Source organism: Pectobacterium aroidearum, from assembly GCF_041228105.1.
Classification (GTDB): domain Bacteria; phylum Pseudomonadota; class Gammaproteobacteria; order Enterobacterales; family Enterobacteriaceae; genus Pectobacterium; species Pectobacterium aroidearum.
The window spans coordinates 2,314,866-2,336,563 of sequence record NZ_CP166097.1 but is presented as its reverse complement, the minus strand read 5'-3'; the positions used below and the strand labels follow the sequence as shown (position 1 = coordinate 2,336,563).

Below are 21,698 nucleotides of genomic sequence, written 5' to 3'. Positions count from 1 at the left end.
GTCATGCCTCCATTTCATCATGAATTTTAATGCTGAGAGCGTTAACCGCCTGAGACTCTTCAACATACAACCAGCGCATACAGCGTTTAACCAGATCCAAATATTGCGGCCATTCACCGGCGGCTATCACAGCCCCTATGATAGCCAGCGATTTACGCAGATGCTCGAACGTCGGCGCAATATGCCCGTTACCACCACATTCATTACACACCGCAATGGCTGGGCGTAGCGTTTTCCCCGTTCCGTTACAGCGTGGGCAGACATTCAATTGCGCCGCCTGGCGTTCCGACCATTCCCGTAACGCTTTACGCTCATAACCAATTCGCTCATTTAGCTCGGCGATTTCTATCCCCGCGCTGATGTAATCAGCGTGGCTCACCTTCTCGCGGCAGCGCTGCCTTTCAAGTTGCTTAATCTCTGAGCGAAAAGCATCAGTATTCTTGCGCGCCTGCGCTGCTTTAGCGCCGTATCTGCACAGTAGCCCGGCGATATGATCGATTTGCGCGGGAAGATTGCGCTCAAGCACTATGCTTAGCGCCAACTGACAGGCGGGGACTGAGTACATAAGGTGAGTTCGAGTTTTTACCCAGTTAGAAATCGCAACTCGAATACGTTGTTCTGCCTGGCTATCGTGGCGATATTTTGCCATTAGCACATCAAAGCCAATGGAATGGTATTGCTGTGTGACGGCAAAAGCACCAACGATCTGATCCTTGGAAAGAATACCTTGCCCGCGCTCAACATTTAGTGATTCAATGCTCATACAGCGCGGATCACGCATTTTGATAAGTTGCTCTATAGCTATGGCCATTTGGTCAGTCCTTCTTATTTTAGCATTAAAAAATCGATTTCAGTGTAATCAAAACCAAGATATTTTAAGCTAATTAAATGATTTTTATTTTACTGATTTATTTAAAATACAAAAATCAGTTGCAAATGGAGATAATTGAATTGAGAAACACTTCATGGATTTTTAAGTTTATTTGTTACTCCACCTTGGCTTTATCTCTATTTTTCTTATGGAAATGGATCGAGTTATCCAATCAACAGAATCGAGACCTAGTAGAAACAATAAGCAATGGAATTATAAGTGGAATAGTTACATCCTTGATTGTAGTAATATTTTCTTTCTTATGGCGTTCCAATATCACTCCTTGGTTAGAAAACACCCTATATAAAGACACTAAAGTAGAAGGAATTTGGGAGGGTATGCTAATTCCCTATATTGGAATTGATCAAATTGATAAAAGACGACAAAAAATAGTCATGGGGATAATATCAAAGAGAAAGATGGGGAGTGACGTAAATAGCAAAACAGAGATCAAAAAAGAAACAGGAGTTTCAGCATTACTAATTGACAGCAAGGGAAAAGAGGAAAAAGTTGATGCGGAATTGATTTTAAAAAATGATGGGAATGATAGAGAAGAAAGCAATCACGAATCATCAACTATAAAAATATCTATCGCTGTCGTACCTATTGAAATTAGGGCGGAAATAAAAAGATCAGGACATACAATAACCGCAAATATTATTGAAATAGGAGGAGCAAGTCAAATACATACATACTCAGTGAAAGGATCATTCAAAAACCTTATCTTTACGGGCGAATATGAGAATGATGATCCTTCCAATATAGATAGAGGTAGTTTAAGTTTAATGCTTATAAAGAACGGTCGTGTTTTTGAAGGTTTTTTTTCTTCATATGCAGATAATGAAAATAAAATGCACCCTTTTAAATGCATTTTACAAAGACAAAAAAAATAAATACTCTAACTACCTACTATATAGGATCATTGATGCCCTACTCAGTGAGGCATCAATGATCAGTTAGCCCCTGTATAGTTATTCTCAGTTACTCCCTCCAACAAATCTCGTCGGAGGATCACCAATATCAGATGCAATTCCACTGGCAAGAGACTTGTACGTATTTCCCTTAGCTTTCATCTCAATCCACACACAGTGAGAAAAAGCCAGAAACAGATCTGGCACACCAGCACAAACACCCAACCGCTTTGCATCACGCGCTGCCTTCGGTCCACGCTTTACCTCATTTGGGATATGCAGTAGATAATCGCCGATGCCAACACCATCAACAACGATATTATCTACCCACTCAATCTATGAGATTGCAGCTCGATAACTAACTGGGCTTAAAGTGAAATTCAGCTCCACCGCCCCTTTCTGGGTAAAAAGCTGGTATGTCTTATTCTTTACATCAAAATTATAAACACGATAAATAAAATACTTTTCTTCACAAGCTTTTGATACTTTCACTTCATTTTCAGAAATATAAAAAACCGTATTTTTACCACCCATAGTTGTTTTAACTTCAATATATTTCTCATTCCCATCAGAATCGAAGGAAAGGATATCATATCCAGCCGCACAGTTCATTTCCGATACTTGTTTAACTTTCTCTGCAAGATCTGCCCTTCCTGCTTTTATCAACTCGTTTTTTTCATAATGCAAAACCAACAACTCCCCCTGACTTCCTAAGTTCGAATTCCTTTCATCTGCTGCCGCTCGATCAATCTCTGATATCTCTCGTTGACTTTTATAAACGGTCGACGTTCTCTCTTTATATTTCCTGTTGTTTTCTTCTTCTTTAAGAAAAAAATTCGCAGGATCAAAATCATCGGCATCACTTACTAATGGAATGCTATGTACAAGATTGCTCGAATCAAAAAGATCATTTAATTTTTTACTAATAGCCGAGTTTATTAACCGCCATTTAAAATGCACTGGATTAGAACTATTTCCGTTATGCCACTCATATCGAAGAAGTCCTAAATATGAGTACTTATCTTTCTTATTATATCTCAAAAATAGATGAATATTGCTAGTATTGTGATCATGTCCAATAAGACGTTGAACAAAGTCATCGTTGATACTCATTTTTGTCTGGGTTTTCCAATTCAGTAAACCATCATCTGACAAAGAATCCCCATATGGATTACCCTCATGTGGTTTTTCCAAAGTTACAATAAAAACAACATCTTTATCAATTTTTACTATTCCAGACACTCCCCACTTCCCTGATTGTGGAGTGAACTTATAATTGGGTTCAAAAAGATTACAAATTTCTTCCCTGTTGTATTTATTATTAACAGATAAACTTTCATTAGCAGTCTTAAGGATTATTTCAAATCCTAAATTTCTCAAAACTGAAAAGCATATTGAATCATCCCCCCCACTAAATTCTGAAGATATTAATGGTCTATTTATAATGTGTTTCACTGAAAACCCTAAAACTTGTTTAGGTGCATACCGTTTCCCATCATAAATCAGATCATATGTACTTGAGTGTTTATAGCAATAATTTTCAAAACTTATATTAGGAAATTGATTTAGCGTTTGAATGACATGAGAATCAGTTAACTTAGAAAGAAATTTCTCAAAATCTGATACTCTACCAACTTTATCTTTTTTTATATTTATCACCTTATTGGCATCTAAATAAATAGAAGTACAAGCCATAATGTATGTAGCCATATCAATATTTATCTTAGATATATAAGATCTTTGATGGGGGGTACCTTCAATAGTTATCGGCGGATAGTCTTTTCCCTTTATAGCAACCAAATGATTTTTATGTTCGGATTTTTTAGAAATTCTCATCGGGTTTTTAAGAGAATAAAACACAACGGACACACTGTAGTCATTATACCCATTAATTATTTCGTGCTTCGCGTTAGTTTTTGCAAAGCCGATATCACTAATGTAACCAGCATGACAAACAAAAATTACATCGTTTTCTCTTACGAGATTTAATGTTTCTCTATACCCATTCTTAGTCCCAATACCAACGACAGAATGTAGATATCCGCCAGGAACTTCCTTATGATAATTCTCATTATTTGTCACCCAAAAATATTGTCTTTCTTGACTGCCTTTTTTATTTTTCATATTCACTCTTATAATATTATTGTTAATATTGATTTCTTAATGTGTAATATAATGAGCTGAGAAATATTTCCTCCTTCTCCCCTGCCCGCCAATCATACGGCACACGCCCATCAATCACATCGTGACAAGATGAACAGCCATAGACAGCCCAGAAATCGTCACCTTTATACCCCATCCCATGCGTAGGGCTGGGAAGATGGCACAATACCGTTGTTTCGAGATTAGCGTTACAGATGCCAGAGATCTGCAACGTACAAGCCTGCCCTCGGGCAGACTCACGTAGCGCTTTGCTTCTGAAAGCAGGAAATTTTCTCATCATAATCAAAAGTTCATCAGTTGGCTAACAGCTTGTTCCATTTCATATTGATCAGCAAAATACTGGCTCAACGTCTCGTTCCAGATCACGCCAAATACGCCGCGGTAAACCTTGTCGAACTTCTCTTGCCCCATATTGACGAATGCAATGCTCCAACGCTGTTTAAGCGTGCCACCATCAGGATTAGGTGCCAAATCATAGAATCCGGCCTTTACCATGGCGTGATTCAAGTAAGCATCTTTGGTTTTAACCGCTTCAGGATCAAAACGCTGGCGGCGTTGGGCTGCAATCCTTTCCAATACCCGCACCGCAATGCCCTTCGTCACGTTGTCATAGAGCGATAAATCGCCCGCTTCCTGCGCCAGCTCCTTGGCAACTTCCTGGGCTATCCATGCCTCCGATTTGCTGACAAACGCCCATTCTGGTTCCCAGTACGCAAAACCCAGCTCAAGTAACTTCCAGAATTTACGGTGATGTTTGATATTACGCCGGTCGCCGATAGGTGTGAGCGAGATCGGAGTGCCGATTGGCACCCCTTTCATTACGTCACGATCGTGATCGGTACAATACTTGATGCCGCTGCCGGGCAGCAGAACGCCCAGCGCTTCGGTTTTGTGCTTCTTAGGTGATTTGGTGCGGGTAGCTATTGTCATGCGACTACCCCTTCACGTTCGGCGCACATTTCCGGCAGATTTGCACGCACAAGCACTTCGGCAAACGGAGGCGGAACGGCATTGCCGCACTGCACAACCTGAGCGGTTTTCGTGTGCCGCACAACTATGCCGGCTGAAGCATGCGCAGGGTGATATTAGCCAAAATGATATTTTGGACTATAGAAGCCAGCTACTGCACGGGGAAACACGCTATCCCACTGCCCTGCTCTGCTCACTACTCCGCTTTGCGCACCGCTCTGGTTTTATATCAGGTAGGCCATTTGTAGGGGATAAAGAAGCTGCAAAAAAGCCGCCCACGCCCCGCTCCGTTACTTAAGCATGAGTTTGACCAGCTTATCGGTAGTTTGTCGGGGCAAAGCAAGAACCTATGGCAATTGGCATTTTACACCGGGCTACGCCATGGTGAGTTAGCCGCATTAGCCTGAGAAGATATCGACCTGGATGCAGGTGTTATCCATATCTCACGTAATTTAACAATCCTCGGGCACTTTGGCCCTCCTAAAACTCAGGCTGGTATCCGTACAGTCACCTTGCTTAAACCGGCTCTGGAAACACTTCAGTCTCAAATGAAAATCACGGGGAACAAGCGCACGAACGATATTGTCTATCACCACAGAGAATATGGCCTTACTGAAATCCAGCGTTTACGCTTCGTTTCTCTACCCAGAACACGCACCGTGAGCAAAAAATCAGTTACACATGCGGCACCATAGAGCCATTGTGGAACGCTGGTGTAAAACGATCTGGTATTCGTCGCCGTAATCCGTACCATACACGCCATGATTACGCAGACCGTGTTAGCGTCTGCGCCGAACCGTTTTCTATCCGCAACGCCTTTTGCAACGAGCACAGATAAAATGTCAGAAAAACAAGAGATTAACCCAAAAACTCAGTACAATTTAAACAAATTGCAAAAGCGCCTGCGGCGTAACGTCGGCGAAGCTATCGCTGATTTCAATATGATTGAAGAAGGCGACCGCATTATGGTGTGCCTGTCCGGCGGGAAAGATAGCTTCACCATGCTGGAAATTTTGCGCAATCTGCAACAGAGCGCGCCCGTTAATTTTTCTCTGGTCGCGGTGAATTTAGATCAGAAGCAGCCAGAATTCCCAGAGCACGTTCTGCCGCAATACCTTGATAGCATCGGCGTGGAATACAAGATCGTCGAAGAAAATACCTACGGGATTGTGAAAGATAAGATTCCAGAAGGCAAAACTACGTGTTCACTGTGTTCACGTCTGCGTCGCGGGATTTTATACCGTACTGCAACGGAACTTGGCGCGACAAAAATCGCCCTCGGCCATCACCGCGACGATATTCTGCAAACGCTGTTCCTGAATATGTTCTACGGCGGAAAACTGAAAGGCATGCCACCGAAGTTGATGAGCGATGACGGCAAACATGTCGTTATCCGCCCGCTAGCCTACTGCCGTGAAAAAGATATCGAACGTTTTGCGGAAGCTCGTCAATACCCGATTATTCCGTGCAACCTGTGTGGCTCGCAGCCAAACCTGCAACGTCAGGTGATTAAAGATATGTTGCGTGACTGGGACAAACGCTACCCTGGCCGTATTGAGACTATGTTCAGCGCTATGCAGAATGTTGTGCCTTCTCATCTCGCCGATCATGCGCTGTTTGATTTCAAAGGTATTCGTCACGGTAGTGACGTGGTGGATGGTGGCGATCTGGCTTTCGACCGTGAAGAGTTGCCATTACAGCCTGTTGGCTGGCAACCGGAAGACGATGAAGAAGCGTCGTCACTCACCCGCCTCGATGTGCTGGAAATTAAATAAGCGCGACATTCTCGTCAGGAATAGCATTAAGACGCTGAACACGGTGGCAAGCAGCAGCAGTTGCTGTTTCGCCACCGTTTTTATTTCCATTTTCTGTCGTGTACAGCGCCGTCATCGGCCTTGCGGTGGTTCAGTGACCGGTTCGTGTTCCGGCCCTGTCGGTGGCGGGTCAGGAATGGGCGGTGGATCGGGAAGCGGACGAGGTGTCGGGTCATTCGGTATAATGGGAATCGGTTCAACCGGAACCGTATCGGCTTGCAGATAATCCGCTGCGCCTTGAGTGAGCATATTTTCCTCCTCGGTGTTGGATAATGTTAAAGCAAATCCAGCGACTGAAGCAGTACAGACATGCGTTACGGATGGTCAGTCAGTACCACCCTTCCCCTTAAGCATAGTAAGCTAATGAATAAAATGCCAAAGGCATTTTATAACGTCGCTTGCGACGGCCCGAAGGGAGGTGGCGCGTAGCCCACCATAATAAAATGCCAAAAGCATTTGGCAGCATTGTGTGGGATGAACAGGCAAAAGTGGGATCGAAGGACAAAAAAAAGCCGACAAAACTGTCGGCATGGTGTGAATCAATTGTGCTATGCAGTAATTCAAAAAAGGAAGTAAGACAATATGGAGCGCAACGCCCATCGCTTGACGTTGCATTCACCTGCGAGAATGATAGTGCCGTACAACAGAGTAAAAAATGTTGATATTGCTCAATTTACGCGTGGTTTTTTAGCCGTTCGCGACAGTTTGTGATTATCTGCGCACCCACACACCGCAAGTCGCTATAGCCATTTACTGCGTTTTAACCACCATGCAACGCCGCCAACCAATATCACCAACATCAGGCAGAACGTGAAAAAACCAAACGGTGCATCCCCGCCGGGAATTCCCCCTAAATTGACGCCAAATAGACCGGTTAAGAACGTCGTTGGTAAAAAAACCATCGCCAAAAGCGACATCGTATAGGTACGGCGATTCATTGCTTCGGTCATCAACGCGGTGATTTCATCCGAAAGTACCGTGGTGCGCGCAATACTGGCATCCAGATCCTCCAACCCACGTCCTAGCCGATCGGCAATTTCCTGCATTCTGCGGCGATCGTCATCTTGCATCCAGGGCAATTTCTCACCAGAAATACGTGAGAACACATCGCGCTGTGGCGTCATATAACGGCGTAGCACAATGAGCTGTTTGCGGATCAGCGCCAGCTCACCGCGCGGTGGAATCTTTTGCTCCAGCAAATCGTCTTCCAGATCGATGATTTTCTCATGCAAATCATCAATAAACTCGCTGGTGTGATCGGTCAATGATTCCGCAATCGAAACCAACCAGCTTCCGCTGTCCGTTGGCCCATTGCCCTCCTTCAGGTCGGTAAGAATCTCATCAATAGCTAGAACCTTACGACGTCGGGTAGAGATAATCAGCTTGTCGGTAATAAATACCCGAACTGCCACCAGTTGATCCGGCCGTGCATTGGCATTCAGATTAATACTGCGCAGCGTAATTAACGTGCCATCCCCCAAACGCGTCACTCTGGGGCGGATGCTTTCCCCCGCCAGCGCATTGCGCACGCTATCCGGTACCAGAGTCGTTTTATTCAACCAGCGCGCGCTGGCAGGCAATGTAGAGTCCAGGTGCAGCCAACAGGGTTTCTCGCTGTTAACCACATCCTGCTCGCCAATCGGGGTTATGCCCCCCTTTCCATCCAACTGATACGCATGAACCGCACCGCTGTGTTGCAACTCTTTTCCTGCAAAGGATTCCACGTCTTGCCTCCAACGGTGTTTGCTATCGCTCTTTTGCTATTAATTCTTTTACTATCAACTGTGCGATTGTCAGCCGGAATGGTCATCATGACCACGCCGGCGTTATCGCCACATCATTCGATGTGTCAATCTGGTATTTAATGCTTCTCGATGTAAAGCATATGGCTGTAGGCCACGTCTTCAGGGTTAGTAATGGGATAACCTTTCACCCACGGTTTGATCAAACGTCCGTTGGTGTATTGATAGATCGGCGCAATCGGTGCTTCGTCCATCAATATCTGCTCTGCCCGGTTATAGTCGGCATTCAGCGCCTGCGGGTTAGTTTGATTACCCGCTTCGTCCAGTACGCGATCGTAATTCGCATTTTTAAAGCGCGCGATGTTACCGCTATGGTGCGAAGTCAGTAGTGAGAGGAATGTCGACGGCTCGTTATAATCCCCCACCCAGGACGCCCGCACGACATCAAAATTACCGCTATTGCGACTGTCGATGTAGGTTTGCCACTCTTGGTTGGACAGACGGACGTCAACCCCCAGCGTTTTCTTCCACATGGACGCCACGGCAATTGCGATTTTTTGGTGGCTTTCTGAGGTGTTGTACAGCAGCGATAATTTCAGCGGATTATTTGGACCATAGCCTGCCGCCGCCATCAGCGCTTTAGCCTGCGCATCCAACTCATCCTGAGAATACTGTTGCAACAGACTTTCCGTCGGTTTGAAGCCTGCGGTGACATCCGGCGTGAAGTGCCAGGCCGGTTTTTCCCCCGTGCCCAGTACTTTTTCCGCAATCACCTTGCGATCGATAGCATAAGACAGCGCTTTTCTTACTCGGGCATCGTTGGTCGGCGCCCGCTGGGTGTTAAATGCGTAATAATACGTGCCAAGTTGATCCGGCGTATAAACCTGACCGGGCAAATCTTGCAGCAGCTTTTGATACAGGTTTTTAGGGAACGATTCGGTGATATCAATATCCCCGGACAGGTAGCGTTTTGTCGCGTTCGATTCCTGATTGATAGGAACAAAGGTCACCTTTGTCAGGCGGGTGTTGGCGTTATCCCAATAATATTGATTCTGCGTCAGCACCAGTTTCTCATTCACCACGCGCTGATCCAGCTTAAACGCGCCATTGCCAACCAGGTTACCCGGCTTCGTCCAGTCGTTCCCGAATTTTTCTACCGTGGCCTGATGTACCGGAAACAGGCTGAAATTCGCCGTCAGGCTGACAAAATAAGGGACTGGCTTGCTGAGCTGCACTTTCAGCGTATGGTCATTGACCGCCGTCACACCAAGCTGATCGGCAGGCAGCTTGCCCGCCAGAATCTGCTCGGCATTCTGAATTCCTGCAAGCCGAGCAAACCAGGAGAACGGCGAGCTGTTTTCAGGTGTCACCAGACGGCGCCAGCTGTAGACAAAATCGTTTGCCGTAACGGGGTCACCGTTAGACCAGCGGGCATTATCACGCAAGGTAAAGACAAACGTGCGGTTATCGGTCGTCTGCCAGCGTAGCGCTACGCCCGGAACGATGTTCCCCTTGGCATCCTGATTGACCAACCCTTCAAATAAGTCACGTGCCACCTGTGCTTCCGGCAGCCCCACCGCTTTTATCGGGTCGAGAGAAGCCGGTTCATCTTTAATGTGGCGGACGATTTCCTGTTTTTCGGCCAGAGCCGTTCCCGCCGGAACCTGTGCCGCGACGGCATTGCCCGCCATGGCCGCCATCAACGCGACATAAAATGCAGAATATCTAGAGTGCATGATGATTTGACCTGAAAGCATAATGAAATGATTGAAGAATATAATAGTCAGAAATCAGCGCTATCATCCAGCGCTCACCCGCAATTTGTCAGCTCACATCGCCGTTTGCGTCTCCAGGTCGATTTTTTTATGATGAAACGCATACGCAACCACAGGGCAATATCATGGAAAACACGATCATTCCTCTTCAGGCACGCCAGCAGCGAGGCAATTTGCCGTCGTTGGGCGAACCTTATGGGAAATCGCTGCTGGGCGCACCGCTGCTGTATTTCCCCGCCGAGCTAGCGCCCTCGGAGAGCGGGCTGATTATTGCTGGAACGCACGGTGATGAAACCGCAGCGGTGGTGGCGCTTTCCTGCGCGCTGCGTACGCTGTTTTCAGGGCAGCGTCGCCATCACGTCATTCTTGCCGTGAACCCAGATGGGTGTCAGTTGGGACTGCGCGCCAATGCTAACGGCGTCGATCTCAACCGCAATTTTCCAGCCAGTAACTGGCAGCCGGGGAAAACCGTCTACCGCTGGAATAGCGCGGCGGATGAACGCGATGTTGAGTTATCTACGGGTGAAACCGCCGGTTCAGAACCGGAAACGAAAGCCCTTTGCACACTGATTGAGAAACTTAATCCCCACTGGGTTGTCTCTTTTCATGAGCCACTCGCCTGCATTGAAGATCCACATCGTTCCGAACTGGGTCGATGGTTGGCGCAGCAATGCGAGCTGCCGTTAGTATCGAGTATCGGCTACGACACACCTGGCTCTTTCGGAAGCTGGTGCGCCGATCGTTCGCTCCATTGTATTACCGCTGAGCTTCCGCCAATCTCGGCAGACGCTGCCAGCGAGTGCTACCTTAACGCGATGGTTGCGCTGCTAAGCCAGCAATTTTAATGATAATTTTTATACCAATGTTGCTAATGTTGCCCTAAACTGAGCAGCGTGTTAATCACCTGTAATTAAGGACGCAAACATGTCACAGAACGTACATTTTCAAGGCAATCCTGTGCCAGTATCAGGGTCATTCCCAGCCAAAGGAAGCAAAGCCCCGGCATTTACTCTGGTCGCTAAAGATTTGTCAGATACCCCACTCAGCAACTATGCTGGCAAGCGCAAAATCCTGAACATTTTCCCAAGCATCGATACCGGTGTTTGTGCCGCGTCCGTGCGCAAATTCAACCAGCTGGGTTCTGAGCTGGATAACACCGTTGTTCTGTGTATTTCTTCCGATCTGCCATTCGCGCAGTCCCGTTTTTGCGGCGCGGAAGGTCTGAACAATGTCGTTGTGCTGTCTACCCTGCGTGGCGGTGAGTTCAAAGAAAACTACGGTGTTGCTATCGCTGATGGCGCGCTGAAAGGCCTGACCGCTCGCGCGGTTGTTGTACTGGATGAAAACGACAACGTGCTGCATAGCGAGCTGGTGAACGAAATCACCACTGAACCAGACTATGACGCCGCACTGGCTGTTCTGAAATAAACAACACTGACAGCTATTCGCACTGTCAGTATTGAAAAAACGGCTGCTTACGCAGCCGTTTTGTTATTTTGATATCTATCGATTCCCATACATATAATTGGGTTTTTTGTTAATCATCTTGTCTCTATTTGATATATTAATTTTTATTAATAATTTATTTCATCACGCTTATGATATGAATGTATCAGTTTTTCGATAATACCCATCTTATATAGAGTTTCTCGCCATACTTTGGCGTTTTCATCGTGGGAAATACTATGCCAATAATAACTACTATTTTCTGTGTGGAATAATGAATGTGGAAAATAGAAAGTAATTGCACCATGACTAACTCTGGTATGTTAGTGCTATTCACAGGAGTGATGGCTGTTGAGAATATTATTACTTCCCCTTCAAATAGCGGCTTTATTTTCAGGCCTCGCTTTTAGCCAAAGCAGTGAAGCTGCATTCACGTTTGATCCTCTGAAATGCCATATCCCTGATCCAGAAGGCAAAGCCTATGTTGCCTTGCGGGATACGGTATTCCACATCTCTATCGATCAGCTCAGCATCCTGCACGACCCTGTTTTACGCGATGGCGAAACCGTGCCACTCCCACCCGATCCTAGCGAGCCTCTCGGGTGTAAAGGCAATCCGCTGAGTCAGCAAAGTTTATTGTTCAGTCGCAATTTCAACGGAAAGCTGGGCGATCGTCCTGACTGGCCCAAAACCTGGCCGTTACGGAAATTCCAGCTATTCAGCTCAACGCCGGATCATTGGGGACTCCATCTAGACGAGCGCCATGACAAGATGTGTGAAAACCGCTTAAAACAGACAGGTCTGGTTCCCAACATGACGGCCTGTTTATTTGAGAAGAACCCTGCACGCCCAGACCGATATGACGTGGAGGAGGCAGGAAGCTGGCTGATTGATCCTGAGGTATATTCAGCTCCGTTTAATAAGAGACTTGCTATTTTTTGTATGTTTGCCATTTCTGGGGGAACCGACTGCGAAGTCAGTTATAAAATTTTCCCTACGGTGAACCTCTACTATACCTTTACACCTAATGAATTACCGCTGGCCGAGGTTATTAATTTTGATAAATATCTGAGAGAAAAATTAGAACAGGCCGTGATTAAAGATTATCCCTGGAAGAAGAGTCCCCCCTAATTTAATTTTATATATGGAAATAAATATATGGCGGTCACATATGAATACCATTACGGAAATGGTGGATTTATCTTATCAACCCATCAACAGAAAGAGCTTGAAAAATTACTTATTGAACAGACAGCTCTAGCAAGTTCAGGTGCGAAATCGCTCTATTGTTTGTTATACCTTGTCCGGCACAACACTGCTCGTATCGGCTTCTTTTGCTAATCTGGATCCCGCAGAAGCTATCATTGAAAACTATAATGCTGGCGATCTTGGATTAAAATTCAAATCTCTTGTTGTTCCTAACTATTCCAATGCAGCTGCTTCACATGCCAGTAATATGGATCAGCTCGTTGACCAATATATTCAATTACACTCAGAAATGATTACAGACCGCTTCACGCTCCCTACATCCTCTGATTTATGGTATGCCTGAATCTGCTATCTTTAACGGCTGCTTGCGCAGCCGTTTTGTTATTTATTCCTCGTCGTCCCCCGCCGCTTTACGTTGGCTGAGTCCATATTCCCGCAGTTTGTTGGCTATCGCCGTGTGCGATACCCCTAACCGCTTCGCCAGTTTGCGCGTACTTGGATAGGATTGATAAAGACGGGTCAGTACGGAACGCTCAAAGCGTTTGTTGATGTCATCCAGCGAGCCGTCGAGCAAGGTTTCATCCTGTGGCGCATCAATCGAAAACGCAGGGAGATCGATGTCCTGCATATGCAGCTCGTTGCCTTCCAACTGCGTTAGCGCTCGGTAAATGGTGTTCCTCAACTGCCGAACATTACCCGGCCAGCCATACTGCGGCAGGAAATGTTCCACATCTGGAGCCAGTTTAGGCCGTGGAATCCCCTGCTCATCGGCAAACCGCGCCACAAAGAGCTCGGCCAGCGGCATAATGTCCGCCGGACGCTCACGCAGCGGCGGTAACATCAGCGTGAGCACATTGAGGCGATAATAAAGATCCTCCCGGAACTCGCCGCGCTGCACCAGTTCCAACAGGTTTTTCTTGGTTGCGCAAATCACCCGCACGTCCACATGAACTTCGTGATCTTCGCCCACGCGACGAAATGTCCCGTCATTAAGGAAACGCAGTAACTTAGTCTGCATCTGCGCTGACATTTCACCGACTTCATCTAACAGAACCGAACCGCCATTAGCCTGCTCAAAGAACCCTTTCTTACCTTCCTGCGCATTGAGATACGCACCGGGCGCATGGCCAAACAGTTCACTCTCCATCACATCATCGGGTAACGCCGCGCAGTTCAGCGCCAGGAAAGGATTTTTGCCACGTGGTCCGCGCAAATGGCACGCTCGCGCCAGCATATCTTTGCCCGTCCCCGTGTCGCCGACGATCAGCAACGGCGCATCCAGCATTGCCAGTTTGCGCGCCTGCTCAACCACCTGACGCATTTTCGGGCTAACGGCAACGATGTGATCAAATTCATTTTCATCATTTACGGTGAGATTCTGTAGTTGCCGTCCCATGCGAGCGGCCGATTTCAGCATCACCAGCGCTCCCGCCGTGGCGGTTTTACCGTCATCATCGTCCAGACGGACCGGCGTCATTTCCAGCAAGAAATCCTGACCGCGAATCACTACGCGCTCAGCGACGACAGTGCTACTTTTTTCCAGCCAGTTGGCAAAATTGAAACCGGGGATCATGCTGCCAATCGTCAAATCGCTGATGGTCTCTGCCGATTGCTCAAACAGCGCCAACGCGGCAGGATTAAATAACTCCGGTTTTCCTTTCATATCCAGCGAGAACACCGGTTCCGGCATAGATTCCAGCAGCGCATTCAGCGCCCGATGTTCACGTTCAGACGGCATAAACGCCACAGTGCGCACATCGCTCACGTTTTCAATACGGCGGATTTCCGTCATCAACAGACGAAAAGCATCGAAATCGAGGGTGGCAAAATTGAGGTAAATACGGCCAATGGGGGCAATTTCGATGCCGCGTAAATCAATATTGCGTGACGCCAGCAGATCTAGCAGTTCACGGACCATACCAATGCGGTCTTCACAAATCACTTCCAGATGCATCAACGGCTACCTTCTTCAAGAGACACGATATGGCTATTGCTGTTGATAATACCCTTTCGTTTGCACCGGATGAAGTCAGGTGGCAGCAAAAGTTGACACATCTGTACGTTTTTTCCACGTCAATAGCGAAACGGGATTATGGCAGCGGCGTCGTGGCCATCGTCACAATAGTTCGAACGCCTTCCAGGTAGTTACCGAGACGTAAATTCTCATCAAAACTATGCTGGTTATTATCGGCATTCACCAGAGGAACAATGACGTAAGGCACTTTCAACACGCTGACCGCCCCGCTCATTGGCAACGTTCCGCCCATCATACGGTTCTTCTCCGGTGCGATGCCGCGCGGCGCGGTTGTGGTCGCGACTGCCCAGCGCCCCAGAGGAGAATCGATCTCGGTTCTGGCCGCATAGGCACTGCTCGGATACGCCGTCAGATGAAGGGAAATCAGATGCGGATACTGCTCGCGCTCAGCCTGCGTAGGGGCTTCGCCCGCAATGATATGAAAACCTTTGCTGGCGATATACTGACGTAACAGGGCATACATATCATCCGGTGACGTCTCCGGCACGGTACGAATATTCACGCTGGCCGTTGCGGTTGCCGGAATGGCATTAGCCGCTTTTTTTCCTGTATCGCCCGCTTTAATACCGAGAATATCCAGCGAAGGATATTGCACTGCCTCTGCCGCATTGCTGGCGACCTTCTCTAACTGAGACACACCAAAGCGTTTTTCCAACGAACCCGCAGGTGGTGCCGTTTCCGCTACCTGTTTTTTATCGCTATCGCTAAGCGTGACGCGGTCATAATAGCCAGGGATCGTAACCTTACCGTCCGCATCCTTCATGCTGGCAAGCAGCGTAACCAGATTTTGCACCGGATTCGGAATGACATTGCCATAGCCGCCGCTGTGCGCTGCCGCGTTAGCACCGAAAACTGTCATATCGATTTGAATGGAACCACGGTTGCCGAAGTTGATGCCAGGGCGATTGCTGGATGGCATCGCACCGTCATAAATCACCATCCCATCGCTTTTCAGCAGCGTCAAATGTTCGGCCATCACCGTCGTCAGGCCGGGTGAGCCCTTTTCCTCTTCGGAGTCCAGCAGCACCTTGATGTTGACGGCGGGTTCAACGCCTTTATCTTTCATCGCATCCATAGCGGCGAGAAACATCGCAATCGGCCCTTTATCATCAGCGGACGCACGGGCAAAAAGACGCCATTCCGGGTTGATGTCTCCTTTCAGAAGACGTGATTCAGGTAGCGTCTGCCATTGACCCGCGGCATCTTTTTCTTTCAACACGGGCTGCCACGGCGGCGTTTGCCATTCAGTCGGATTCACAGGCTGCCCGTCAAAATGCATGTAAAACAAGATGGTTTTACGATCGGCTTTTGGCGTGCCTAGCTCAGCATAAACCAACGGTTTATCACCATTCGCCAGTTGCTGCGTGGTGAAGCCGCGCTTCTGAAAGGCCTTTTCTAGCCAGCCAGCATTGCGCTGGATATCCGCCGGCACGGCGGCATCATTAGGCAGCGTGAGTAATTCGAGATATTCAGGAAAACTGTTTTGCGCGTAACGCTCAGCATCGGCAGGTGTCAGCACCAGCTGTGCGCTGGCAGGTAAGCAGAAAATGGCGGCCGACAGCGACAGTGCTGCCAGCGTCAATTTTTTATCGAGAATCATAAAAACGTCCTGTTATATAGCGATGAGGAGTTTTTATCCTACACACGATTCTGTCATAGCGGTACTGTCTGCCAAAGTCGGACGCCGCTTGTGCTGTATTTCCCCGTTAAGCAGAAAGATAAATCACGATGGCACACGTCCAGTGCCATCGTCTTGATCGCTAACGCCCTTTTTGCAGCGTTTCTTTCACCTGACCAATCAGCTCGCGGCGGAAATCACCGAGGCGCGGTTTGTCATCCAGCCACGGCAGCGGTCGGCACAGTTCCATCGCTTTGATGCCCAAACGTGCGGTCAGCAGACCCGCGCCAATGCCCTGTGCGGCACGAGTCGATAGCCGCGCGGCAAGATCCTGCGACATCCAGTCCATGCCAATTTCCCGTACCAGCTCCGATGCGCCAGCAAACGCGATATTGATCAGCACCAGCCGGAACAGGCGAATGCGACTGAAATAGCCCAGTTCGATGCCGTACAGTGCGGCAATACGGTTAATCAGGCGTAGGTTGCGCCAGGCGATAAATGCCATATCCACCAGCGCTAGCGGACTGACGGCAATCATCAAGGTAGATTCCGCAGCCGAGCGGCTGATTTCACGCCGTGCCTGCGTGTCCAGTACAGGCTGAACCAGACGTGCATAAAGCTCTAGCACTTCGCGGTCATTGTGGGTTTCATGGAGCGAAGCCTGCCAACGTTGTATCGCTGGATGGCCGCTATCAAGCCCTGCCTGCCGCGCCAGCTTTTCACAGAACTCGCGCCCACGCCCCACACCATGACTGTGTAGCAGATCGCGGGCCACGTCGCGCTCTTCAGCACGTTCCCGCAAACGATAGAGCCGTCGCCACTCGACGACCAGCGAACCGACGCCCGCTGCCACAATCAGGCTACCCGCGGTAATGCCGCCCAGCGCAATCCAATCCTGCTGTATCCAAGCGTTATGCAGCGACTGCACACCCTGTGCCAGCGCGCTGACGCCAAACAGCCCTATTCCCGCCATCACCATACGCCGCCACAGGCTGCGCTTCGGCCGCAGCGCCGCGCTGATCGCCTCTTCCGCGGCCCCTTCTTCCGGCACTTCTTCTTCACGACTAATGGGGGAAAAAGGCGTGCCGCTCTGCTCGTCAAATGCTAATCCTGCACGCAGTTGCGGCAGTGGCTCTTGCGGTGAAGCATCATCGAACGTGACACGGGGTTTCAGTGGTTCGTTCATCGCAATTTATCCTTTAACAAAAAGTCCATGACCGTATCCAGCCGAATATGCGGCAACGGTGTGTCTACCGTCATTTCTCGCGGGCGGAACTGATCAAAGTGGAAGCCCTGCGTTTGCCAGAATGCCGCACCCGGCAAGCGAGCAGGCACTTCGCCAGGGTAAACCGTCAGCGGCTGACCGTCGCTGAGTCGATGCCCCTTCAACGCCGGAATTTTCTGTCCCTGATGATCGACGACGCCACTCTGCGTTGACTGGATCGACGCAATGCCTTCACAGCGCATATCAATGCCTTCAAACGCGGCGTTCTGCCACGCCTCTTGCACCAGTTGCTGGAGTAAAGACACCAGATTGGCGTGCTGATCGGCGGTAATGTGATCCGCTTTACTCGCCGCAAACATCAGTTTGTCGATGCAAGGCGAGAACAAACGGCGGAACAGCGTACGCTTCCCGTAGTGAAAACTTTGCATCAGTTGGGTCAGCGCCAGACGCATATCGTTAAACGCATGAATACCGCTATTGAGCGGTTGCAGGCAGTCAACTAGAACAATCTGTCGATCGAAACGGACGAAGTGATCCTTATAAAACCCTTTGACGACCGACTGACAGTAATAGTCAAAACGCTTGCGCAGCATGCCGATGTTGGTTTTCTCATCCGCCTGCGCCAGCTTGGCTTCACCGATATTATTCACCTGCGGCCAGGGGAAAAATTGCAGCACCGGTGCGCCCGCCAGATCGCCCGGCAGCACAAACCGTCCCGGTTGAATAAAGTGCAGCCCTTCCTGTTTGCAGCGATGCAGATAGTCGGTGTAAGCCTGCGCCACCTCGGCAAGCTGATTTTCATCCGCCGGAGCCAGCGGATCAATTTTCTCACACAGCGCCAGCCAGGGCTTTGCCCACTCGGTGCGTCCCCCTTGCAGCAAGCCGCTCATTTGCTGCGACCAGCTCAAATAGGTTTGTTCCAGCAGCGGCAGATCCAGCAGCCATTCGCCGGGATAATCGACAATTTCCAGATAGAGCGTCGAGGTGTCTTTAAAGTGACGCAGTAATGAATCTTTAGAACGATAGCGCAGCGCCAGACGGATTTCGCTCACGCCGCGCGTCGGCGTCGGCCAGTCAGGCGGAGAGCCATACAACGCTGCCATGCCTTCATCATAGGCAAAGCGCGGCACGCCCAGATCGCGCTGCGGCACGCGTTTTACCCCCAGCAAACGCTCTTCACGCACGGGGGAAAACATCGGCAAATGTGCACCGCTGTGGGTATTCAATAATTGATTGACGAACGCGGTGATAAACGCGGTTTTGCCACTGCGGCTCAACCCGGTGACAGCAAGACGCAGGTGACGATCTACGCCGCGATTGACCAGTGAGTTAATTTCGTTCTGTAGTCGACTCATCGAATGAACCATCACTCCTTTGGTTGAGAGATATATCGTATCAATATAACAAAATCAGAAAAACGCCTCACGCCGACATAAGTTCAACCACGATCATCTATCTCATACCGTATTTTTACCGCCGGAATGTAAAGAAACGATAAATTTAAGACAACTCTTAGCAAGCAATAAGACAACTCTTAGCAAACAAATTGTTAACGTATATAACCTGAAATTGTACCAAGTAACAAATATTGTCCCAATTATAATCAATAATTCAGGTTAATTAATTATGCTACGGAATGCGTCATTCACTGACGGGTATCAACCTGCGCGTCTCAGCCCGCTTGCGCTATTTATTTTATTGACCACCTCAGCAAGCAGCTGGGCGGCAGATAATAATCTGACGCCTCTTGCCGCACCGAACCGGGTGGATGAACAGCTAAATATCAACCAGCAGGATCGCCAGCGTGCGATGCAGCAGCAACTAGCGCCGCAAACGCCCGATGTGCGTTTGCAGCCACCCTCCTCATTCTTTACTACGTTGCAATTTCCGAAGGAACAACAGTGCTTTACGCTGTATCACATCATACTGACCGGCAAAGAAGACTTCCCCTCCTGGCTGCGTATGCCGCTGCAACAGCTGGCCGATCAGGGTAAAGGTCAGTGCCTGGGCGCTCAGGGTGTCAACCTGCTGATGAGCGCACTGCAAAACCGTCTGATCGACCATGGCTATGTCACCGCACGCGTAATGGCACCGCCGCAAAACCTGAAAACCGGCACCCTGCATATCACCCTGATTCCGGGCAAAACGCGCCAGATCAAACGGACCAAAGAGAGCGATCGCTACGTGAGCCTCTGGAGCGCCTTGCCGGCGCGTGAAGGCGAACTGCTGGATTTGCGTGATATTGAGCAGGGACTGGAAAACCTGCAGCGCGTGCCCACTGTACAGGCAGAGATGGCGATTGTACCGGGCGAACAGCCCGGCGAAAGCGACATTGACGTCACCTGGAAACAGGAAAAAATGTGGCGTCTCGGCGCGACGCTCGATGACTCTGGCACCGAAACCACCGGCCGTTATCAGGGCGGCCTGACGCTGTATATCGATAACCCCTTCGCACTCAGCGACCTGTTCTATATTTCCGGCAACCATGACATTGAATCCGGCAGCGAAAAAGGCAGCAAGAACTATATGTTGCACTACTCCGTACCGTTCGGTTACTGGATGGCGGGCGTCACCGCCAGCGGCTACGACTACAACCAGAATGTGGCGGGCGCGTATGAAGACTACAACTACAGCGGCAACAGCAAAAACCTTAACTTCCAGCTGAGCCGTGTGCTGTACCGCAGCGGCAGTCAGAAAACCTCAATGAGCTATGAAATTCTGACGCGCGAATCACAGAACTTCGTCAACGATACCGAAGTGGATGTGCAGCGACGTAAAACCAGCGCCTGGCGTCTGGGCCTCCAGCATCGCCACTACTTCGGCGCCACCACTCTTGATGCCGCCGTGAGCTACCAGCGCGGCACCCGCTGGTTCGGCGCTATTCCGGCGCAGGAAGAGTATTTCGATGAAGGCACCGCGCTGGCGAAAATTATCCAGTTGAATGCACAACTCGATGTGCCGTTTACGCTGGGCAATCAGACCTTCCGCTACAACGTGCAGTATCTGCGCCAGATCAACCATACCAAACTGACGCCACAGGATCAGCTGTCGATTGGTAACCGCTGGACCGTGCGCGGCTTTGATGGTGAACGCACCCTGACGGCCGACAACGGCTGGTTCGTGCGCAACGATCTGGCCTGGCGCACTCCGCTTCCTAACCAGGAACTGTATCTCGGCGCTGACTACGGCGAAGTAGACGGTACGCGTGATTATCTCGCCGGGAAACATCTGGCGGGCGGCGTGCTTGGTCTGCGCGGTAACGCCTTTAACACCGGCTACGACTTGTTTGTCGGTGTGCCGTTCTCCAAACCGGAAGGTTTCCACACCAGCCCGGTCACTCTCGGTTTCAACCTCAGCTGGCAGTACTAAGGAGGCGCGTGATGAAGATTCCTGTTAATGGCTATCAGTTAACCGCCCCGCTGCTAGGCGGTCAGTTCAGCGAAGCGGAAGCGCTTGGCGCGGCGGTCTGGCTGTGGATGCATTCGGAGCAGCACCGCGATATTCCGCTCAGTGTACTGCCGACGCTGCTGCTGCCCGCCATCAAACATCAGCAGTTTGTTATTGCCAGCCGCGATGACAAACCCGTGTTTTTCCTCAGTTGGGCGTGGATGGACGAAGAAGCGGAACAGCGCTACCTCACTGGCCCCGGCATCCTGGTGCAGCCGCAGGACTGGACCAGCGGCAACCGCCTGTGGTTCCGCGACTGGCTCGCGCCATTCGGCGATCAGCAGGCATTTCGTCGCATCGTCGGCGGCACGCTGTTTCCCCACTTATGTGGCCGTGCGCTGTACCACAAAGGGGCGGAACGCGGACAACGGGTACTGCAATTCCGTGGCGATGACGTCACCCAACAACAATTCAGACTCTGGCAGCAGAACACGCCGCTGGTTGCTTAACATCACTTTTAGCAGGGATAACTT

20 protein-coding genes and 1 pseudogene are annotated in these 21,698 nt (G+C 49.3%); 9 read left to right on the top strand and 12 right to left on the bottom strand.

Annotated features, from left to right (window positions below):
- Position 1: 1 nt before the first annotated feature.
- Positions 2-811 carry a TIGR02642 family protein gene (locus AB8809_RS10770; protein WP_349856020.1) on the bottom strand — a complete coding sequence of 270 codons (810 nt, stop codon included), beginning with the start codon at positions 809-811 and terminating at the stop codon, positions 2-4.
- Between the two features lie 77 nt (positions 812-888).
- Between AB8809_RS10770 and AB8809_RS10765 the strand changes: the two genes are divergently transcribed.
- On the top strand, positions 889-1,764 hold the full coding sequence (locus tag AB8809_RS10765; protein WP_349856021.1) for a hypothetical protein: 876 nt from the start codon (positions 889-891) through the stop codon (positions 1,762-1,764).
- 354 nt (positions 1,765-2,118) lie between these two features.
- On the opposite strand, the gene AB8809_RS10760 is transcribed toward AB8809_RS10765, so the two are convergent.
- Genes AB8809_RS10760 through AB8809_RS10745 form a run of 4 tightly spaced genes read right to left on the bottom strand, consistent with a single transcriptional unit; the run spans position 2,119 to position 4,997 of the window.
- Positions 2,119-3,906, bottom strand: coding sequence for a DUF3427 domain-containing protein (locus tag AB8809_RS10760; RefSeq protein WP_349856022.1), 1,788 nt, complete (start codon positions 3,904-3,906; stop codon positions 2,119-2,121).
- A gap of 22 nt (positions 3,907-3,928) precedes the next feature.
- A complete protein-coding gene (locus tag AB8809_RS10755) occupies positions 3,929-4,222 on the bottom strand; it encodes a nuclease domain-containing protein (protein ID WP_369987588.1) in 294 nt (97 codons plus the stop codon).
- A gap of 5 nt (positions 4,223-4,227) precedes the next feature.
- Positions 4,228-4,875 (bottom strand): DUF1367 family protein, encoded by a 648-nt coding sequence (locus tag AB8809_RS10750; protein WP_349856024.1) that lies wholly within the window; start codon positions 4,873-4,875, stop codon positions 4,228-4,230.
- Positions 4,872-4,997, bottom strand: coding sequence for a hypothetical protein (locus AB8809_RS10745; RefSeq protein ID WP_349856279.1), 126 nt, complete (start codon positions 4,995-4,997; stop codon positions 4,872-4,874). The genes AB8809_RS10750 and AB8809_RS10745 overlap by 4 nt, the downstream gene beginning before the upstream one ends.
- Positions 4,998-5,029: 32 nt before the next feature.
- Between AB8809_RS10745 and AB8809_RS10740 the strand changes: the two are divergent.
- Positions 5,030-5,686, top strand: a pseudogene (locus tag AB8809_RS10740) (tyrosine-type recombinase/integrase); the annotation flags it as partial.
- A 67-nt stretch (positions 5,687-5,753) separates the two neighbouring features.
- Positions 5,754-6,689 carry a tRNA 2-thiocytidine(32) synthetase TtcA gene (gene ttcA, locus AB8809_RS10735; protein ID WP_349856025.1) on the top strand — a complete coding sequence of 312 codons (936 nt, stop codon included), beginning with the start codon at positions 5,754-5,756 and terminating at the stop codon, positions 6,687-6,689.
- 111 nt (positions 6,690-6,800) lie between these two features.
- Here ttcA and AB8809_RS10730 read toward each other — a convergent pair whose 3' ends face one another.
- The 3 genes from AB8809_RS10730 to AB8809_RS10720 all read right to left on the bottom strand — a co-directional run bounded on the left by AB8809_RS10730 (position 6,801) and on the right by AB8809_RS10720 (position 10,206).
- The gene (locus tag AB8809_RS10730; RefSeq protein ID WP_015840535.1) at positions 6,801-6,977 is read right to left on the bottom strand and encodes a hypothetical protein; all 177 of its coding nucleotides are present in this window, start codon (positions 6,975-6,977) and stop codon (positions 6,801-6,803) included.
- Between the two features lie 491 nt (positions 6,978-7,468).
- The gene (gene zntB, locus AB8809_RS10725; RefSeq protein ID WP_015840536.1) at positions 7,469-8,452 is read right to left on the bottom strand and encodes a zinc transporter ZntB; all 984 of its coding nucleotides are present in this window, start codon (positions 8,450-8,452) and stop codon (positions 7,469-7,471) included.
- A gap of 137 nt (positions 8,453-8,589) precedes the next feature.
- Positions 8,590-10,206 (bottom strand): ABC transporter substrate-binding protein, encoded by a 1,617-nt coding sequence (locus AB8809_RS10720; protein WP_305888124.1) that lies wholly within the window; start codon positions 10,204-10,206, stop codon positions 8,590-8,592.
- 164 nt (positions 10,207-10,370) lie between these two features.
- Here AB8809_RS10720 and mpaA point away from each other — a divergent pair, with 164 nt between their 5' ends.
- The 4 genes from mpaA to AB8809_RS10700 all read left to right on the top strand — a co-directional run bounded on the left by mpaA (position 10,371) and on the right by AB8809_RS10700 (position 13,243).
- Positions 10,371-11,090, top strand: coding sequence for a murein tripeptide amidase MpaA (gene mpaA / locus AB8809_RS10715; protein WP_181828704.1), 720 nt, complete (start codon positions 10,371-10,373; stop codon positions 11,088-11,090).
- A gap of 79 nt (positions 11,091-11,169) precedes the next feature.
- A complete protein-coding gene (tpx, locus tag AB8809_RS10710; RefSeq protein WP_015840539.1) occupies positions 11,170-11,673 on the top strand; it encodes a thiol peroxidase in 504 nt (167 codons plus the stop codon).
- Positions 11,674-12,042: 369 nt separating this feature from the next.
- A complete protein-coding gene (locus AB8809_RS10705) occupies positions 12,043-12,822 on the top strand; it encodes a hypothetical protein (RefSeq protein WP_349856026.1) in 780 nt (259 codons plus the stop codon).
- A 139-nt stretch (positions 12,823-12,961) separates the two neighbouring features.
- Complete coding sequence (locus AB8809_RS10700; protein WP_320704140.1) at positions 12,962-13,243, top strand: hypothetical protein; 282 nt, start codon at positions 12,962-12,964, stop codon at positions 13,241-13,243.
- 42 nt (positions 13,244-13,285) lie between these two features.
- Here the strand turns inward: AB8809_RS10700 and tyrR are convergent, their stop codons facing one another.
- The 4 genes from tyrR to AB8809_RS10680 form a co-directional block, all read right to left on the bottom strand.
- Positions 13,286-14,854, bottom strand: coding sequence for a transcriptional regulator TyrR (gene tyrR, locus AB8809_RS10695; protein ID WP_181848709.1), 1,569 nt, complete (start codon positions 14,852-14,854; stop codon positions 13,286-13,288).
- 136 nt (positions 14,855-14,990) lie between these two features.
- Positions 14,991-16,535, bottom strand: a complete 1,545-nt coding sequence (locus AB8809_RS10690; RefSeq protein WP_015840543.1) for a M20/M25/M40 family metallo-hydrolase — start codon at positions 16,533-16,535, stop codon at positions 14,991-14,993.
- A gap of 160 nt (positions 16,536-16,695) precedes the next feature.
- Positions 16,696-17,739 (bottom strand): YcjF family protein, encoded by a 1,044-nt coding sequence (locus AB8809_RS10685; protein WP_015840544.1) that lies wholly within the window; start codon positions 17,737-17,739, stop codon positions 16,696-16,698.
- A complete protein-coding gene (locus AB8809_RS10680; protein WP_180778010.1) occupies positions 17,736-19,133 on the bottom strand; it encodes a YcjX family protein in 1,398 nt (465 codons plus the stop codon). Before AB8809_RS10680 ends, AB8809_RS10685 begins: the two co-directional genes overlap by 4 nt.
- Before the next feature lie 271 nt (positions 19,134-19,404).
- Between AB8809_RS10680 and AB8809_RS10675 the strand changes: the two genes are divergently transcribed.
- Both AB8809_RS10675 and AB8809_RS10670 read left to right on the top strand, forming a co-directional pair.
- On the top strand, positions 19,405-21,147 hold the full coding sequence (locus tag AB8809_RS10675) for a ShlB/FhaC/HecB family hemolysin secretion/activation protein (protein ID WP_349856027.1): 1,743 nt from the start codon (positions 19,405-19,407) through the stop codon (positions 21,145-21,147).
- Positions 21,148-21,158: 11 nt separating this feature from the next.
- Positions 21,159-21,674 (top strand): toxin-activating lysine-acyltransferase, encoded by a 516-nt coding sequence (locus tag AB8809_RS10670; protein ID WP_349856028.1) that lies wholly within the window; start codon positions 21,159-21,161, stop codon positions 21,672-21,674.
- The last annotated feature ends 24 nt before the right edge of the window (positions 21,675-21,698 follow it).

What these genes read in the sequence shown, in the direction of transcription:
- AB8809_RS10770 (WP_349856020.1), bottom strand. Translation starts at nt 811, where the DNA reads ATGGCCATAGCTATAGAGCAACTTATCAAAATGCGTGATCCGCGCTGT.
- AB8809_RS10765 (WP_349856021.1), top strand. Translation starts at nt 889, where the DNA reads ATGATTTTTATTTTACTGATTTATTTAAAATACAAAAATCAGTTGCAA.
- AB8809_RS10760 (WP_349856022.1), bottom strand. Translation starts at nt 3,906, where the DNA reads ATGAAAAATAAAAAAGGCAGTCAAGAAAGACAATATTTTTGGGTGACA.
- AB8809_RS10755 (WP_369987588.1), bottom strand. Translation starts at nt 4,222, where the DNA reads ATGAGAAAATTTCCTGCTTTCAGAAGCAAAGCGCTACGTGAGTCTGCC.
- AB8809_RS10750 (WP_349856024.1), bottom strand. Translation starts at nt 4,875, where the DNA reads ATGACAATAGCTACCCGCACCAAATCACCTAAGAAGCACAAAACCGAA.
- ttcA (WP_349856025.1), top strand. Translation starts at nt 5,754, where the DNA reads ATGTCAGAAAAACAAGAGATTAACCCAAAAACTCAGTACAATTTAAAC.
- AB8809_RS10730 (WP_015840535.1), bottom strand. Translation starts at nt 6,977, where the DNA reads ATGCTCACTCAAGGCGCAGCGGATTATCTGCAAGCCGATACGGTTCCG.
- AB8809_RS10720 (WP_305888124.1), bottom strand. Translation starts at nt 10,206, where the DNA reads ATGCACTCTAGATATTCTGCATTTTATGTCGCGTTGATGGCGGCCATG.
- mpaA (WP_181828704.1), top strand. Translation starts at nt 10,371, where the DNA reads ATGGAAAACACGATCATTCCTCTTCAGGCACGCCAGCAGCGAGGCAAT.
- tpx (WP_015840539.1), top strand. Translation starts at nt 11,170, where the DNA reads ATGTCACAGAACGTACATTTTCAAGGCAATCCTGTGCCAGTATCAGGG.
- tyrR (WP_181848709.1), bottom strand. Translation starts at nt 14,854, where the DNA reads ATGCATCTGGAAGTGATTTGTGAAGACCGCATTGGTATGGTCCGTGAA.
- AB8809_RS10690 (WP_015840543.1), bottom strand. Translation starts at nt 16,535, where the DNA reads ATGATTCTCGATAAAAAATTGACGCTGGCAGCACTGTCGCTGTCGGCC.
- AB8809_RS10685 (WP_015840544.1), bottom strand. Translation starts at nt 17,739, where the DNA reads ATGAACGAACCACTGAAACCCCGTGTCACGTTCGATGATGCTTCACCG.
- AB8809_RS10680 (WP_180778010.1), bottom strand. Translation starts at nt 19,133, where the DNA reads ATGAGTCGACTACAGAACGAAATTAACTCACTGGTCAATCGCGGCGTA.
- AB8809_RS10675 (WP_349856027.1), top strand. Translation starts at nt 19,405, where the DNA reads ATGCTACGGAATGCGTCATTCACTGACGGGTATCAACCTGCGCGTCTC.
- AB8809_RS10670 (WP_349856028.1), top strand. Translation starts at nt 21,159, where the DNA reads ATGAAGATTCCTGTTAATGGCTATCAGTTAACCGCCCCGCTGCTAGGC.